The 15849-nt window shown below is 68.4% G+C and carries 15 protein-coding genes and 1 pseudogene; 5 read left to right on the plus strand and 11 right to left on the minus strand.

The genetic code is table 11. The features are described from left to right. Positions 1-11 precede the first annotated feature (11 nt). On the plus strand, positions 12-191 hold the full coding sequence (locus tag ACXDF8_RS03750) for a hypothetical protein (protein ID WP_457221902.1): 180 nt from the start codon (positions 12-14) through the stop codon (positions 189-191). Here the strand turns inward: ACXDF8_RS03750 and ACXDF8_RS03755 are convergent. From ACXDF8_RS03755 to tkt, 6 genes are all read right to left on the minus strand, one after another. Beyond that, entirely contained in the window at positions 163-546 is a 384-nt protein-coding gene (locus ACXDF8_RS03755) for an ATPase (protein ID WP_457221903.1), read from the minus strand. The genes ACXDF8_RS03750 and ACXDF8_RS03755 overlap by 29 nt on opposite strands. Positions 547-551: 5 nt before the next feature. Further along, positions 552-1295 (minus strand): 6-phosphogluconolactonase, encoded by a 744-nt coding sequence (gene pgl / locus ACXDF8_RS03760; protein ID WP_457221904.1) that lies wholly within the window; start codon positions 1293-1295, stop codon positions 552-554. A gap of 27 nt (positions 1296-1322) precedes the next feature. Beyond that, positions 1323-2234, minus strand: a complete 912-nt coding sequence (gene opcA, locus ACXDF8_RS03765; protein ID WP_457221905.1) for a glucose-6-phosphate dehydrogenase assembly protein OpcA — start codon at positions 2232-2234, stop codon at positions 1323-1325. Continuing rightward, positions 2231-3712 (minus strand): glucose-6-phosphate dehydrogenase, encoded by a 1482-nt coding sequence (gene zwf / locus ACXDF8_RS03770; RefSeq protein WP_457222053.1) that lies wholly within the window; start codon positions 3710-3712, stop codon positions 2231-2233. The genes opcA and zwf overlap by 4 nt, the downstream gene beginning before the upstream one ends. Before the next feature lie 95 nt (positions 3713-3807). Further along, positions 3808-4926 (minus strand): transaldolase, encoded by a 1119-nt coding sequence (gene tal / locus ACXDF8_RS03775; RefSeq protein ID WP_457221906.1) that lies wholly within the window; start codon positions 4924-4926, stop codon positions 3808-3810. Between the two features lie 31 nt (positions 4927-4957). After that, positions 4958-7081, minus strand: a complete 2124-nt coding sequence (tkt, locus tag ACXDF8_RS03780) for a transketolase (RefSeq protein WP_457221907.1) — start codon at positions 7079-7081, stop codon at positions 4958-4960. 257 nt (positions 7082-7338) lie between these two features. On the opposite strand from tkt, the gene ACXDF8_RS03785 reads away from it, so the two are divergent. After that, complete coding sequence (locus ACXDF8_RS03785; RefSeq protein ID WP_457221908.1) at positions 7339-8268, plus strand: heme o synthase; 930 nt, start codon at positions 7339-7341, stop codon at positions 8266-8268. A gap of 126 nt (positions 8269-8394) precedes the next feature. Further along, positions 8395-8628, plus strand: a complete 234-nt coding sequence (locus tag ACXDF8_RS03790) for a hypothetical protein (protein ID WP_457221909.1) — start codon at positions 8395-8397, stop codon at positions 8626-8628. A gap of 3 nt (positions 8629-8631) precedes the next feature. On the opposite strand, the gene ACXDF8_RS03795 is transcribed toward ACXDF8_RS03790, so the two are convergent. Further along, complete coding sequence (locus ACXDF8_RS03795; RefSeq protein WP_457221910.1) at positions 8632-9606, minus strand: quinone oxidoreductase family protein; 975 nt, start codon at positions 9604-9606, stop codon at positions 8632-8634. A gap of 18 nt (positions 9607-9624) precedes the next feature. On the opposite strand from ACXDF8_RS03795, the gene ACXDF8_RS03800 reads away from it, so the two are divergent. Then, on the plus strand, positions 9625-10587 hold the full coding sequence (locus ACXDF8_RS03800) for an ATP-grasp domain-containing protein (RefSeq protein ID WP_457221911.1): 963 nt from the start codon (positions 9625-9627) through the stop codon (positions 10585-10587). Here the strand turns inward: ACXDF8_RS03800 and ACXDF8_RS03805 are convergent. The 4 genes and pseudogenes from ACXDF8_RS03805 to mptB all read right to left on the minus strand — a co-directional run. Further along, a complete protein-coding gene (locus ACXDF8_RS03805) occupies positions 10537-11493 on the minus strand; it encodes a COX15/CtaA family protein (protein WP_457221912.1) in 957 nt (318 codons plus the stop codon). The genes ACXDF8_RS03800 and ACXDF8_RS03805 overlap by 51 nt on opposite strands. Positions 11494-11544: 51 nt before the next feature. Next, a complete protein-coding gene (locus ACXDF8_RS03810; RefSeq protein ID WP_457221913.1) occupies positions 11545-12333 on the minus strand; it encodes an ABC transporter permease in 789 nt (262 codons plus the stop codon). A gap of 58 nt (positions 12334-12391) precedes the next feature. Beyond that, positions 12392-13300 carry an ABC transporter ATP-binding protein gene (locus ACXDF8_RS03815; RefSeq protein WP_457222054.1) on the minus strand — a complete coding sequence of 303 codons (909 nt, stop codon included), beginning with the start codon at positions 13298-13300 and terminating at the stop codon, positions 12392-12394. A gap of 20 nt (positions 13301-13320) precedes the next feature. Beyond that, positions 13321-15054 (minus strand): annotated as a pseudogene (mptB, locus tag ACXDF8_RS03820) (polyprenol phosphomannose-dependent alpha 1,6 mannosyltransferase MptB); the annotation flags it as partial. A 61-nt stretch (positions 15055-15115) separates the two neighbouring features. Between mptB and ACXDF8_RS03825 the strand changes: the two are divergent. Beyond that, a complete protein-coding gene (locus ACXDF8_RS03825; RefSeq protein WP_457221914.1) occupies positions 15116-15838 on the plus strand; it encodes a helix-turn-helix transcriptional regulator in 723 nt (240 codons plus the stop codon). Positions 15839-15849 lie beyond the last annotated feature (11 nt).

Raw genomic sequence — 15849 nt, forward strand, 5'->3', positions numbered from 1 at the left:
TCGAAACCCATATGACGCATCCGGATTACAACGTGGAGAACACCGCCGAATTGATCGGGCCGCTACCGCTGGTCGCGCCGCCGGTGCTGGCCGACTGGTCGGTCGCCGATCCCGACGACGGCTGGTGGTACAGCCAGACGCTGGGCCACACCGGGTTCGGCCTCAACGACCCGCGCGGCGCACCGCGTTGACCATGCCGCGGACCGCGGACTCGGTGGCGGCGAGCGGCGACATCACCGCCTCGCTGATCCCGACGATGCGCTCGACACGGTCGACGATCCGCTCCAGGCGGTCGACGACCGCATCCAGTCTGGGCGCCAGCGCGTCGATGCGGCCCAGGGTTTCGTTGAAGACACCGAGGGTCTCCTCGAAATACTCCAGGGTGCCGTCCATGCCCGCCATGGTCTTGGTGAGGTCGCTCAGCGCGCCACTCATCCCGGTGAGAATGGTGTCGAGCTGGTCGACGGTCACGTCGGCGTTCAACGCCGCCTGCGCGAGCGTCTTGATGCGATCGCGACCGGTGCGCGGGGTCGGCTTGTCCGCCATAGACCTTAGTCTTGCAGCTTGCTCGCCGCTTCGGCGTCGAGCAGCCAAACTGTGGCCTCCCGGCCGATCGCACCCGCGGCCGGCACGTCGGCGGGCCTGGCGCCGGCGATGGCCGTGGCGACTGCCTCGGCTTTGGCGGCACCCGCGACCACCAGCCACACCTCGCGGGAGCGTGTGACCGCAGGCAGGGTCAGCGTGATCCGGCGCGGCGGCGGCTTGGGGGAGTCCTCGACGCCCACCACCAGACGCTTGGTTTCCGCGACGGCCGGGGTGTGGGGGAACAACGAGTTGATGTGTCCCTCCCCGCCCATGCCGAGCAGGTGCACGTCGAAGATCGGCATGGGCTCGCCGGGTTCGGCATTGGCGGCCAGCACGCTTTCGTAGGACAGGGCGGCGGCGTCCAGGTCGGTGCCGAACTCGCCGTCGCTGGCGGCCATCGGGTGCACGTTGCTCGCCGGGATCCCCACCTGATCCAGCAAGGCTTCGCGGGCCTGTTTGTCGTTGCGCTCATCGTCGTCGGCGGGCACGTATCGTTCGTCGCCCCAGAACACGTGCACCTTCGACCAGTCGATCGCCTCGTCGTTGGCACCGACGTGCGTGAGGAGGCCGATGCCGGTGCCCCCGCCGGTCAAGACGATGACCGCGCGGCCGCGGGCGCTGATCGCGCGGGTGATCGCTTCGACGAGTCGGTCCCCGGCGGCGGCGACCAGTGCTGCCGTGTCGGGGTAGGTCTCGACTATCCGATTCACTGTGGGCCTTCCGTTGGATCGTGTCGACTAGACGTAGTGCACTTTGCCGATACCCGCCAAGGCCTCACGGTAAATCTCGTCGGCGTCGAGCCGGCGCATGTCCTCGGCCAGGCATTCGCGCGTCTCCCGGCGGGGCAGCGGCAGCAGGGCGTCTGGGCGGGCGGTGCGGGTCAGCGTGGCGGTGACGCCGTCCTGGGGACGGCTGAGCGTGACCGTCTCCGAAGGCCGCACCAGCTCCACCTTCAGCTCGCCGACAGCGCGCTGCACGGTGCCCTCGATGCGGCTGGCCAGCCAGCCGGCGAGCACGTCGAGTGCCGGTTCGTCCTTGAGGCCCGACACCAGCGCCGAAGTCACCGGCTCGTACGGCGGCTGGTCGATGGCCGAGGCGAGCAGCGCCCGCCAGTAGGTGATGCGGCTCCAGGCCAGGTCGGTGTCGCCGTCGGTGTAGCCCTGGAGACGACTCTTGATCGACGACAACGGGTCCTCCGTTGTCGTCGCGTCGGTGATCCGCCGAAGAGCCAACTGCCCCAAGGGATCCTGGGCGGGCACGGCCGGCGCAGTGCCGGGCCACCAGGCGACCACGGGGGTGTCCGGCAGCAAGAACGGCAGCACCACGCTGCTGGCGTGGTTGGACAGCGGACCGGAGATCCGCAACACCACGACCTCACCGGCCCCGGCATCAGCGCCCACTCGTAACTGACCATCCAGCCGGGGCTCGGAGGCCAGCCGGTCATCGGGCACCACGACGATGATTCGGCAGGGATGTTCGCGGCTGGCCGCGACCGCAGCGTCGATGGCATCCTCGACGAGGGCGTCGCAGTCCGGCGCGATCACCAATGTGAGGACCCGGCTCAGCGTGATCGCCCCGCCCTCCTCACGCAGCGAGGTGATCTTCTTGTTGAGCGAATTGGTCGTCGTATCGGGCAGGTCGACAATCATGGGCGCCTCCATTCCCGGCCGGATCGCGTGAGCATTTCGAACGCCGACGCCGGACCCCAGGTCCCCGACTCGTACGGGTCGGGTTTGCCGTGCGAGGCCCAGTACTCCAGTACGGGATCGAGTATCTCCCAGGACAATTCGACTTCGGCGTTGACCGGGAACAGCGACGGCTCGCCCAGCAGCACGTCGAGGATCAGCCGCTCGTATGCCTCCGGGGAGTCCTCGGCGAAGGCCGAGCCGTAGGAGAAGTCCATGTTGACGTCACGGACCTCCATCGCGCTGCCGGGCACCTTGGAACCGAACCGCAGCGTGATGCCTTCGTCGGGCTGCACGCGGATCACAAGGGCGTTCTTGCCGAGCTCCTCGGTCATAGTCGCGTCGAATGGCAGGTGCGGGGCACGTTTGAACACCAGTGCGATCTCGGTGACCCTGCGGCCCAACCGTTTGCCGGTTCGCAGATAGAACGGCACCCCGGCCCAGCGCCGGGTGTCGACCTCCAGGGTGATCGCGGCGAACGTCTCGGTGGTGGAGTCCCTGGAGAACCCTTCCTCGTCGAGCAGCCCGACCACCTTCTCGCCGCCCTGCCACCCGGCGGTGTACTGCCCGCGCGAGGTGGTCTCGTCCAGCGGCTGAGCCAGTGAAACAGCCGACAGAACCTTGATCTTCTCAGCCGTCACCTCGTGGGGATGGAAGCTGACGGGCTCTTCCATCGCGGTGAGCGCGAGCAGCTGAATCAGGTGGTTCTGGATGACGTCGCGGGCCGCGCCGATTCCGTCGTAGTAGCCGCCGCGCCCGCCCAGTCCGATGTCCTCGGCCATGGTGATCTGCACGCTGTCGACGTAATGACTGTTCCAAATCGGCTCGAACAGCTCGTTGGCGAAGCGCAGCGCGAGGATGTTCTGCACCGTTTCCTTGCCGAGGTAATGGTCGATGCGGAACACCGACTCCTCGGGGAAGACGCTGTTGACCACGTGGTTGAGGTCGATCGCGCTCTGTAGGTCATGACCGAACGGCTTCTCGATGACGACCCGGCTCCACCGGCCCTCTTGCTGGCGGGCCAGCCCGGAGTTCTTCAGCTGTTCGCACACCAGCGGGAACGCCTTGGGCGGAATCGACAGGTAGAACGCGTGATTGCCGCCCGTGCCCCGCTCGACGTCGAGCTTCTCAAGCGTCTCGGCCAGCCGACCGAACGCGGCGTCGTCGTCGAAGGTGCCCTGCACGAACCGGAAGCCCTCGGCCAGCCGGTCCCACACCTCCTGGCGGAACGGCGTCCGGGCGTGTTGACACACCGCGTCGTGGACGATGCTGCCGAAGTCCTCGTCGGCCCAGTCCCGCCGGGCGAACCCGACCAGCGAGAACGACGGGGGCAGCAGTCCGCGGTTGGCCAGGTCGTAGATCGCCGGCATCAACTTCTTGCGCGCCAGATCGCCGGTGACACCGAAGATCACGACGCCGCACGGGCCGGCGATGTGCGGCATGCGCTTGTCGCGCTTGTCCCGCAGTGGGTTGTGCCAGCCCTTCGGCGCCGGTGCCAGCACGCCGGGAACGGGTGTGTCGGGCAGTCCGGCGGAGCTCATTTGTTCGCGGCGTCGAGCTGATCCTGAGTCGCGTCGAGCAGTTCCTGCCACGATTTCTCGAATTTCTCCACGCCCTCGTTCTCCAGCACCAGGAAGACGTCGCGCAGGTCGATGCCGATCGCGTCCAGCTTGTCGAACACCTGCTGGGCGGCCGCGGCGGTGCCGGAGACGGTGTCGCCGGTGACCACGCCGTGGTCGGCGACGGCGTCGAGGGTCTTCTCCGGCATGGTGTTGACCGTGTTGGGGGCGACCAGCTCGGTGACGTACAGCGTGTCGGAGTAGTCGGGGTTCTTCACACCGGTGGACGCCCACAGCGGGCGCTGCACCCGGGCGCCCGCCTCGGCGAGGGCGGCGAACCGCTCACCACCGGAGAACACCTCCTCGTAGGCCGCGTAGGCCAGCCGGGCGTTCGCCACGCCGGCCTGCCCGCGCAGTGCCAGCGCCTCCTCGGTGCCGATCTTCTCCAGTCGCTTGTCGATCTCGGTGTCCACCCGGGACACGAAGAACGACGCCACCGAGTGGATCTTCGACAGGTCGTGGCCGGCCTGCTTGGCGGCTTCCAGACCGCCCAGATAGGCGTCCATCACCGCGCGGTGGCGCTCCACCGAGAAGATCAGGGTGACGTTGACCGAGATGCCTTCGGCCAGTACGGCGGTGATCGCGGGCAGACCCTCCTCCGTCGCCGGGATCTTGATCAGCAGGTTCGGCCGGTCGACGATCTTCCACAGCTCGATGGCCTGCTGGATGGTCTTGTCGGCGTCGTGCGCGAGACGCGGATCGACCTCGATCGACACCCGCCCGTCGACACCGTCGGAGGACTCCCACTGCGGGCGCAGGACGTCGCACGCCGCACGGACGTCGTCGGTGGTGACGGTACGGATGGTGGCGTCGACATCGGCGCCGCGCTCGGCCAGTTCGGCGACCTGGTCGGCATAGGAATTCCCGGCCGACAGGGCGGCCTGGAAGATCGACGGGTTGGTGGTCACCCCGACAACGCCCTTGGTGTCGATCAGCTCCTGCAGGTTGCCCGACCGCAGGCGGTCCCGGGACAGGTCGTCGAGCCAGATGGATACACCGGCGGCGGACAGCGCTGCCAGATTCGGGTTCTGTGCCATGGGGGTTCTCCTCGATTGGTGGTCTGTGTGATCAGTTGTCGATGACGCGTTCGGCGGCGGCAGCGACGGCCTCGGCGGTGAAGCCGAACTCCCGGAACAGGGTCTTGTCGTCGGCCGACTCGCCGTAGTGCTCGATGGAGATGATTTCGCCGGTATCGCCGACGAACTTGTACCAGCTCTGTGCCACACCGGCTTCGACCGCGACGCGGGCCGAGACGTCCGGCGGCAGCACGCTGTCGCGATACTCCTGCGGCTGCGCGTCGAACCACTCGACACACGGCATCGACACCACATACGCGGTGATGTCCTTGTCCGCCAACATCTTCGCCGCCTCCACCGCCAGCTGGAGCTCGGAGCCGGTGGCGATGATGATCACGTCGGCATCGTCAGCGGGGTTACCGCCGCCGAGCACGTACCCGCCGCGCTGCACGCCCTCGGCACTGGTGCCGTCCAGTACCGGGATGCCTTGCCGGGTCAGAATGAAACCGACCGGGCCGAAGTTGGATGTCGTCGGCCCAGCGGCTCCGAAGCCCTTGCCGCGGGCGATGATGCTGCGCCAGGCGTAAGCGGTCTCGTTGGGGTCGCCGGGACGCACCACCGAGAGTTTGGGGATCGCGCGCAACGCCGCCAGATGCTCGATCGGCTGGTGGGTCGGGCCGTCCTCGCCCAGTCCGATGGAGTCGTGGGTCCAGATGTAGATGGTGTCGATGTCCATCAGTGCGGCCAGCCGCACCGATGCCCGCATGTAGTCGGAGAACTGCAGGAACGTGCCGCCGAACGCGCGCGTCGGCCCGTGCAACACGATGCCGGACAGGATCGCGCCCATCGCGTGCTCCCGGATCCCGAAGTGCAGCACCCGGCCGTACCAGTCCGCGGTGAAGTCCTCGGTGGAGATCGACGGCGGCCCGAAGGACTTGACGCCCTTGATGGTGGTGTTGTTACTGCCGGCCAGATCGGCTGAGCCACCCCACAATTCGGGCAGCTTGGGCGCAACGTCGTTGAGCACCTGGCCGAAGGCGGCGCGGGTGGCGACCGCCTTGGAACCCGGTTCCCAGTAGGTGATATCGGCATCCCAGCCTTCAGGCAGTTCTTCGGCCACGAGCCGGTCGAGCAACTTCTTGCGCTCGGGCTCACGCTGGGCCCACGCGTCGAAATCGGTCTGCCACTTCTGGTGCGCCTCGCGACCGCGGTCGAGAAGTTTGCGGGTGTGCTCGATGACCTCGTCGCGAACCTCGAACTTCTTGTCCGGGTCGAAGCCGAGCACCTTCTTGACGGCAGCCACTTCGTCGTCGCCCAGCGCGGCGCCGTGCACGCCGCCGGTGTTCATCTTGGTCGGCGAGGGATAGCCGATGATCGTGCGGACCGAGATGAACGACGGCTTGTCGGTGACCTTCTTGGCCTCGGCGACGGCCGCTTCGATGCCGACGACGTTCTCGCCGCCCTCGACCTCCTGGACATGCCAGCCGTAGGCGCGGTACCGATCGGCGACGTTCTCGGAGAGCGCGATGTCGGTGTCGTGCTCGATCGAGATGTGGTTCTTGTCGTAGAACACGATGAGGTTGCCCAGCTGCTGGGTGCCGGCCAGCGACGAAGCCTCGCTGGTGATGCCCTCTTCGATGTCACCGTCGGAGCAGATGACGTAGATGTAGTGATCGAACGGGCTGGTGCCCTCGGGGGCGTCGGGGTCGAACAGGCCCCGCTCGTAGCGCGCCGCCATCGCCATGCCGACCGCGGAGGCCAGGCCCTGGCCCAGCGGGCCGGTGGTGATCTCCACGCCGTCGGTGTGCCGGAATTCGGGGTGGCCCGGCGTCTTGGATCCCCAGGTGCGCAGCGACTCGATATCGGCGAGCTCCAGGCCGAAGCCGCCCAAGTAGAGCTGCAGGTACAGAGTCAGGCTGCTGTGCCCGCAGGACAGGATGAACCGGTCGCGGCCCAGCCAGTGGGTGTCACTCGGGTCGTGCCGCATCACCCGCTGGAACAGGGTGTAGGCCAGCGGAGCCAGGCTCATCGCGGTACCTGGGTGGCCGTTGCCGACCTTCTGCACCGCGTCGGCGGCCAGCACCCGGACCGTGTCGACGGCCAGCGAGTCGACCTCCGTCCAGTCTTCGGGGTGGTGCGGCTGGGTCAGCGTGGCAATGTCTTCGACTGTGGTCACGAACTCGCTCCTGGCTTGAGATCGGGGGCAGGCAAGCTGAGGTTGTCCTCTTCACCCTAGTGCCGGTTGGTCGGTTGCTGCAGAGTGCTCCTAGCTGCGTTACCCGCAGGTGAAGCTTTACGCCTGTGACTCTGTCATCAGGGTTGAATCGCCGTGAATCGACCCTTCGGTGCCGGTGCGCGGACCGCGCCGTCTACCATCGTCTGTAGTAGATCGTCGCCCGATCGTCGGCGCTGCGTGTGTCAGGAGTCAGTTGCGTGAGAGTTCGCGAAGTGCACCTCGTCGACGGGGCGCCGATTCGATTCCGCGACAAGCTCCTGGGCTATCTGGCACTGACCAAACCGCGGGTCATCGAGCTGCTGCTCGTCACCACCATCCCGGCCATGCTGCTGGCTCACCGCGGCACCGTTGACCCACTGCTGATCGCGAACACCCTCTTCGGCGGACTGCTGGCCGCCGCTGGCGCCAACACCCTGAACTGTGTAGCCGACGCCGACATCGACAAGGTCATGAAGCGCACCGAACGCCGGCCGTTGGCCAGGGCCACGGTGCCGCGCAGCCACGCGCTGGTGTTCGGGCTGGCGCTCTCGGTCGGCTCGTTCTTCTGGCTGTGGCGGACCACCAACATGCTCTCGGCCCACCTGGCCGGGGCCACCATCGCGTTCTACGTGCTGGTCTACACACTGCTGCTCAAGCGGCGCACTTCGCAGAACGTCGTGTGGGGCGGGGCAGCCGGCTGCATGCCGGTGATGATCGGCTGGTCGGCGGTGACCGACACGATCGGCTGGCAGGCGCTGGTGATGTTCGCGATCATCTTCTTCTGGACCCCGCCGCACACCTGGGCGCTGGCGATGAAGTACAAGGACGACTATGCCGCCGCGGGTGTGCCGATGCTGCCGGTGGTCGCTACCGAGCAACAGGTCACCAAACAGATCCTGATCTATACCTGGCTGACCGTTCTCGCCACGCTGGCCCTGGTCCCGGCGGCCGGTTGGCTCTACGCCTCGGTGGCGGCGCTGGCCGGCATCTGGTTCCTGATCATGGCCCACCGCCTGCACGCCGGTGTGCTCCGCGGCAACCCGGTCAAGCCGTTGCGGCTGTTCCTGCAGTCGAACAACTATCTGGCGCTGGTATTCGTGGCGCTGGCCGTTGACTCCGCACTGGGCCTGCCCACACTGTTCAGCTGACGTCCCCCCCGATACGGCATTTCGGGACTTTTCGGACAATCCCGATGACGGTAGGCCCTGTCCGCGCACGCCCGGCCGCAGCCAGGATGACTCGAGTCGTCTACACCGATTCGGGGGAGTTGCGCGATGACCAGAGCGGGCTCGGTGACGCTCACTGACCAGGAGGTCGACGGCATCACCGTCGACTTCCTGCGTTCGCCCTACGTCGAGGACACGTATGGATCCTGGTCGCTGGACCGTCGGCTGGAATCGTTCCTGCGCCGCAGTGGCCTGGGCCGCCTCGCCGACGACGGCGACCTGCACGACCTGCTGCTGCGGCGGGCGATGGCGTATCTGAAGATGCTCAGAGCCGGGAGTTGATACTCACGGCAGCAACACGATCGACCCGGTCGTCTTGCGGTCCTGGAGATCGCGGTGGGCCCGCTGCGCCTCGGCCAGCGGGTAGTGGCCGCCGACGGTGATGGTGATCGAGCCGTCGGCGATCGCGTCGAGCAGTTCGCCTGCCCGCCAAGCGAATTCGTCCTGCGTCCGGGTGAAGTGCGCGAGGTTGGGCCTGGTCAGATACACCGACCCGGCCGTGTTGAGCCGTTGCGGATCGACCGGCGGAACGGGCCCGCTGGAGGCGCCGAACAACGCCAGGGTCCCGCGGACCGCGAGGCTGGCCAGGCTGGCGTCGAACGTCGTCTTGCCCACCCCGTCGTAGACCGCGGCGACACCGTGACCATTGGTCAGCTCGCGGACGTTCGCTGCGAATTCGGCGGGATCCTCCGGGTAGGCCAGCACCTCGACGGCGCCGGCCTGCCGGGAGAGTTCGGCCTTCTCGGGGTTCGAAGCGGTGGTGATCACTCGGGCACCGAGGCTGGTGGCCCACTGGGTCAGGATCAGTCCGACGCCACCCGCCCCGGCGTGCACCAGCAGGAAGTCGCGAGCCTGTACCGCATACACCGACTTGATCAAGTAGTGCGCCGTCATGCCCTTCAGCAGCGCCGAAGCGACCGCGTCGGATTGCACGGCGTCAGGCACGTAGGCGACGAAATCGGCTGGTGCCGTGCAGAATTCGGCGTAAGCACCGGAGGCGTTGGCGGTGACGACCCGGTCGCCGGGCTTGATGGCGGCAACGTCGTCACCCACCGCGGCGACGGTGCCGCACACCTCGGTGCCCAGCACGAAGGGCAGCTCACGGGGATACAGTCCGGACCGGAAGTAGGTGTCGATGTAGTTGACGCCGATCGCGTCGGCTTCGATGAGCACCTCGCCCGAGCCGGGTGTGGGCTTGGGCTTCTCGACGTAGTTGAGGACCTCGGGACCGCCCGTCTCGGCGACTTCGATTGCGTGCATGTCACTATCATCCCCGCTGTGAAGCCACCCCCGAAGTTGGCACGTCCCGATGTCTTCCACCCGAGCATCGTCCTGGCCGGGTGCCCGCAGCTCGTGGAGGGCGACGGTGACGACGACGGGCTCGTCGCCGCGCTGCGCAGCCGTGGACTACACGCCCGCTGGATGTCGTGGGACGACCCGCGCACCGAGAGCGCGGACCTGGTGATCCTGCGCGCCGCCTGGGACTACGTCGAACGCCGCGACGAGTTCCTGGCCTGGACGACCCGGGTCCCTCACCTGCTCAATGACCCGCGGGTAGTGGCCTGGGACAGCGACAAGCACTACCTGGCCGACCTCGCCGCCGCTGGGGTGCCGACGCTGCCGTCGTCGTTCTTCGCGCCGGGGGAGAAGCCGCAGTTTCCCAGGGGCGAGTTCGTGGTCAAGCCCGCGATCGGTGCCGGTTCGGTCGGCACTCGGCGCTTCAACGACCGGGCCGCGGCCCGCGTTCATGCGGCAACGCTGCACGAGGCGGGCCACAGCGTGCTGGTGCAGCCCTACGATGCCCGCGTGGAGGCCGGCGAGACGGCGCTGGTGTTCCTCGCCGGCCGCCAGTCACACGCCTTCACCAAGGGGCCGATGCTGCCGCCCGAGGGTGCGTCGCCGGCGCTGGACGAGTCGGGCACCTACGCCACCGAGTCGCTCGGTCCGGCCGACCCGGACTTTGCGATGTGGGACATCGGGTATGCGGCACTGGCGGCTGCCGGCGAGCATCTGGGCATTGCACCCGAGGAATTGCTGTACGCGCGGGTCGACCTGATCGGCGGGACGGCCGCTGGTACGGGCGGTCCGCTCCTGCTCGAACTGGAGTTGATCGAGCCGTCGCTGGGGTGGCGCCAGCTCGACGAGAAGACCCGCGAGCGCCAGCAGCGAACGTTCGCGCTGGGAGTGGAGTCAGCCCTGGATCGGCTGGGGCTCGGTCCGCTCTCGCATCGACGCCCATAGTGCCGCGGTGGCCGCGGTGCAGGCTGCTGCACCGGCGACGTGTACAGCGACCAGAGCGGCGGGCACCCCGGTGAAGAACTGGACCGACCCGACGATGCCCTGGGCCATCACCAGCGCCACCAGGACCGCCAGCCGGCGCATGACCAGCCGCGGCGCGCACACTGCCTGCAGGCCGGCGGCCAGCCCCACCAGCAGGGCGAGGTAGGCGACCAGCAGCGTGGCGTGCATGTGCACCAGCGCCAGGATCTCCACTTCGAGGCGCGGAACGGTGCGCTGGGGGCTCTTGTCGCCGGCGTGGGGGCCGGCGGCGGTCACCAGGGTGCCGGTGACCAACGTGGCGCTCAGCGTCACCGCGGCGAGCAGCGTCAGGTGCCGCAACGGCTTGGGAACCAGCGCGGTGCGGACGCCGTCATCGGGTTCGCCGATCTTGACGAAGAGCAGCGTCGACAGCCATACCATCGCCATCGAGGCCAGCAGGTGGATGGCTACGGTCCACCACGCCAGCCCGGCGAGCACGGTGATGCCGCCGATCACCGCCTGCAGGACCGTCGAGGCGGGCATCAGCCAGGCGTAGACGAGGACCTCGCGGCGCCGACGCGCGCGGGTCACCGCCAGCACCGCCAGGATCGCGGTGATAACCACCAGGAAGGTGATCATCCGGTTGCCGAATTCGACCGCTTGGTGGATGCGGGGCACTTCGGCGTGCGGTACTGGGACGAAGCTGCCCGGGAAGCACTGCGGCCAGGTTGGACAGCCGAGCCCAGAGGCGGTCACCCGGACGATCGCGCCGGTGACGGCGATGCCGCCCTGGGTCAGAATGACCGCGGCGGCGATGATGCGCTGAGTGCGCAAACTCGGCATGGGGAGCAGGTCCACCAGCCGCAGGAAAAACCGTCCGACGGGCACCGCCCGATCGTAGATGAACTGACTACGGCCCGTAGTAGGGGATCGCGTGGCTCAGTTGAACCGGAACCAGCGCAGCGCGGCCAGCGCCGAGGCCGCGCCCCAGGCCGCCAGCACCGCCACGCCGAACCAGTCGACCGACACCGATCCGGTCTGGCTGACCGCCTGTGACAGCGCCTCGGTCAGTGCGCCGGACGGCGTAAGCCGGGCCACCCAGGCAATGCCGCGCGGGATCGCGCCCGTCTCCACGGTCAGCGCGCCAAGTCCGGCGAACACGAACCACAGCAGGTTGGCGACCGCAAGCACGATCTCGGCGCGCAGCGTTCCGCCGAGCAACAGCCCCATCGCGACGAAGCCCGCGGTGCCCAGCGCGATGATCAGGGCGCCCACCAGCAGCCCGGCCGGATGCGGCCGCCACCCGAGGGCCAGACCGATGCCGCCGAGCACGACGGCCTGCAGGAACACCACCGTCACCACCGCCAGCGCCTTGCCTGCGATGATGCCCCACACCGGAAGTGCGGTGGCGCCCAAGCGTTTCAGCGCGCCGTAGCGGCGGTCGAAGGCCACCGCGATCGCCTGGCCGGTGAACGCGGTCGAGATCACCGCCAGCGCCATGATCGCGGGAACGAACACCGCGGCCCGCTGTGTGCCGAAGGTGCCGAACGGCAGCAGCGTGAGCCCGATCAACAGCGTGATCGGGATGAACATCGTCAGCAGGAGCTGTTCACCGTTGCGCAGCAACAACTTCAGCTCGAGCCCGTATTGCGCGGTCAGCATCCGCACCACGGTGTTGGGTCGCGGATCCGGGGCGAAGGTTCCGGCCGGAAAGAGCTCCGTCGTCATGCCGCTCCTTCACAAGCGTCGCGCCGTGGCTGTTCTTGATTCGCTCCGCAAGCGTCGCTCATGGCCGCAACTCCTTGCCGGTCAGCTCCAGGAACACGTCCTCGAGGCTGCGCTGCTCCACCCGAACGTCGGTGGCCAGCACGTTCATCCGCGCGCACCAGGCCGTGACCGTGGCCAGTACCTGCGGGTCGATCTGCCCCTCGACCAGGTACTCTCCGGGGGCGACCTCCCTGGCCGCGTAGTTCTCCGGCAGCGCGGTGACCAACAGCGACAGGTCGAGCTGGCGGGGTGCGGAGAAGCGCAACTGGCCCTCGGCGCCGCCGCGCATCAGGTCGGCCGGTGTGCCGGCGGCGACGGTCGAGCCGTGGTCGATGATGACGATGCGGTCGGCCAGTTCCTCGGCCTCTTTGAGCTGGTGGGTGGTTAACACCACCGTCACGCCGTCGCGGCGCAGCGCGTCGATCAGCTCCCACACCACCAGCCGGGCATGTGCGTCCATGCCCGCGGTCGGCTCGTCGAGGAACACCAGCTCGGGGCGTCCGACCAGCGCGCAGGCCAGCGCCAACCGCTGCTGCTGGCCGCCGGACAGGCGCCGGTAGGTGGTGCGGGCCGCCTCGGTCAGGCCGAGGGTCTGCAGCAGCCAGTCCGGGTCGATCGGATTGGCCGCATAGGAGGCGACCAGCCGCAGCATCTCACCGGCCCGAGCCGCCGGGTAGCCCCCGCCGCCCTGCAGCATGACGCCGATGCGTTCGCGCACCCGGGCGTTGTCGGCCACCGGGTCAAGACCGAGGACCTCGATGGTGCCCGCATCGGGGCGCACGAATCCCTCGCACATCTCGACGGTGGTGGTCTTGCCCGCGCCGTTGGGGCCGAGCAGAGCCAGCACCTCAGCGGCGTGCACCTCGAGATCCAGGCCGGACACAGCTGTCGTCGACCCGTAGTACTTGGACACCCCGCGCAGTCGCACGGGGATTTCGCGGCCGGAACTCACGGGGACTCAGCGTAGGCGTCGCGTGCCGGCTGCGGCGCCGGTGGTTGCCCGGCAGGCAGCGCCGGGCCGGGGTCGGGCTCCTGGCCGCTGAACGACTCGTGCGTACCGGGCACCCCGCGCCAGGGCAGCCGGTGGAACGTCAGCGCAATCAACGCGAGCACGACCAGCGCGCTGGCCAGGGTGGCATCGACGATCTGGAACAGTGCGAACCTGTCGCCGTTGGCCGTGGGTCCGAAGATTCCGACGATCAGCGACACCGCGATCGTGGCGATTCGGAAACCCGGCCGGGTGGCCCAGGCAGCCAGCGGAATGATGGCCCACAGCAGATACCAGGGCTGGACGACCGGGAACAACAGCACGGTGGCGCCGAGCGCCACCCCCAGGCCGCCGACCGGATGCAGCCGGCCGCGCAGCACGGCCAGCAGCAACCAGGTGACTGTGATCGTGATGATCAACACACCCATCGCGCGGGTCAGGGATAGCACGGCGGTGGTGTGGTCGCCCAGGCCCAGCAGGATGCCCACCTGCCCGGTGCCGAGCGCGAGCAGTGTGGGCGGCGACATCCAGCTACGGACGACGTTGGCGGTGCCGAGGGTGAAGATCCAGCCGAAGCCCAGGCTGCTGGCCCAGCCAATCACCCCCATGACCACCAGCGACATCCCAGCCATCAGGGTGCTGGCCTGCAGGAACGCCTTGACCGTGCCACCCAAGCGGTGCGCCAGGGCCATCGCGACGAAGCCGAGCGCCAACAGGCCCGGCAGTTTCACCTGCGACGACATGGTGATCAGCACCGCGCCTGCGGTGAGCATGCCCAGCGGAGCCCAGGCCGCCCACTGGCTGCGGTCCCGGGGCCGGTGCAGCGGGCGGGGCAGCAACGACCCGGTGGCGGAGATGCCGCGCAGCGCGAACTCCGTGCCCGTCAGCATCAGGCCCAGCATCAGCGCCTCGTTGTGGATGCCGGCGACCAGATGCATCAGCAGCAGCGGGTTCGCCGCACCGAGCCACAGCGCACTGACCTCGGCGACACCGCAGCGGCGGGCCAGCCGCGGCACCGCCCACACAATGAGGCTGACTCCGATCAGCACAACCACCCGGTGGCTAAGCACCGCAGCGACGATGTTCTCCCCGGTCAGAGCGGAGATGCCCCGTCCGATCCACAGGAACAGGGGCCCGTAGGGTGCCGGTGTCTCCCGCCAGAGGCTTGGCACCGACAGGGTGAAGACGTGGTCTAGGCCCAGACCAGGTGCCGGGCCGACCTTGTACGGGTTGAGTCCGTTGGCCGAGATCTGACTCTGGGCCAGGTAGGAGTAGACGTCCTTGCTGTACATCGGCGGCGCGAGCAGCAGCGGCACCATCCACAGCAGCAGGGTGTGGTCCAGCTGGCTCCGAGACATCCGCCGCGGGCCGAGGGTGAAGCGACCCAGCATCAGCCAGGCCAGCGCCATCATCACGGCTCCGGTGGTGGTCATGGTCAGCGAGACCGTCTGGATGCGCGACGGCAGGTTCAGCAGCCGTACCCCGAAGGTGGGGTCCTGCACGACCGGGCGTGCACCTGCGCCGAGAGCGCCGATCCCCATCAAAACCGTCCCGGTGGCACCGAAGAGCCGGGTCCGCCGCATCGCACGTCGTTCGGCGTCGTTGAGCGGCGGCGCCACGGTGCGTTCGTCGCCGTGCAGACGGGCGATCGACGAACTCAGCGAGTGTTGGCGAGCTGCCACCACAGCACTGTAACCGCCGGGCTCGCCCGGCCCGGTGCCGCTGAGGGTGCCCTTGCTGGACCTGCCCGGCTAATTGCGTCACACTGGTGTTGTGAAAATCCCCGCCGATGCATATCCGGCGCCCGTCGTGGGCCCCGCTGTGCATGATGGCCAGACGCGGCGCGCAATCGTGCAGCTGCTGCTGGAGTCGGGATCGATCACCGCCGCGGAGATCGGCCGCCGGCTGGGCATCTCCGCCGCGGGTGTGCGCCGGCACCTGGATGCGCTCATCGAAGCCGGCGACGCCCAGGCCAATGCGGCGGCGGCGTGGCAGCAGGCCGGCCGGGGCAGGCCCGCCAAACGCTACCGGCTGACCGCCGCCGGGCGCGCGAAGCTGGAGCACACCTACGACGATCTGGCCTCGGCCGCGATTCGCCAGCTTCGCGAGATCGGTGGTGACGATGCGGTCCGCACGTTCGCGCGGCGCCGGATCGACGCCATTCTGGCGGGAGTGGACCAGGGGCCCGACGACGTTGAATCGACCGCGGAGCGGGTAGCCGACGCGATGACCAAGGCTGGTTACGCGGCGACCACCACTCGGGTACGCGGCCCGCTCCAGGGCATCCAGATCTGCCAGCATCACTGCCCGGTGTCGCATGTGGCCGAGGAATTCCCGGAGCTCTGCGAAGCAGAGAAGCAGGCTATGTCGGAGGTTCTAGGCACGCACGTGCAGCGGTTGGCGACCATCGCCAACGGCGACTGCGCCTGCACCACCCATGTGCCGATCACGCCGGTGGAGACCGACCACATCCATTGACGAGCACCACT

Source organism: Mycolicibacterium sp. CBM1, from assembly GCF_054073305.1.

Coding starts and splice junctions, on each gene's coding strand:
- ACXDF8_RS03750 (WP_457221902.1), top strand. CDS start 12: ATGACGCATCCGGATTACAACGTGGAGAACACCGCCGAATTGATCGGG.
- ACXDF8_RS03755 (WP_457221903.1), bottom strand. CDS start 546: ATGGCGGACAAGCCGACCCCGCGCACCGGTCGCGATCGCATCAAGACG.
- opcA (WP_457221905.1), bottom strand. CDS start 2,234: ATGATTGTCGACCTGCCCGATACGACGACCAATTCGCTCAACAAGAAG.
- zwf (WP_457222053.1), bottom strand. CDS start 3,712: ATGCCGCACATCGCCGGCCCGTGCGGCGTCGTGATCTTCGGTGTCACC.
- tal (WP_457221906.1), bottom strand. CDS start 4,926: ATGGCACAGAACCCGAATCTGGCAGCGCTGTCCGCCGCCGGTGTATCC.
- ACXDF8_RS03790 (WP_457221909.1), top strand. CDS start 8,395: ATGACCAGAGCGGGCTCGGTGACGCTCACTGACCAGGAGGTCGACGGC.
- ACXDF8_RS03795 (WP_457221910.1), bottom strand. CDS start 9,606: ATGCACGCAATCGAAGTCGCCGAGACGGGCGGTCCCGAGGTCCTCAAC.
- ACXDF8_RS03810 (WP_457221913.1), bottom strand. CDS start 12,333: ATGACGACGGAGCTCTTTCCGGCCGGAACCTTCGCCCCGGATCCGCGA.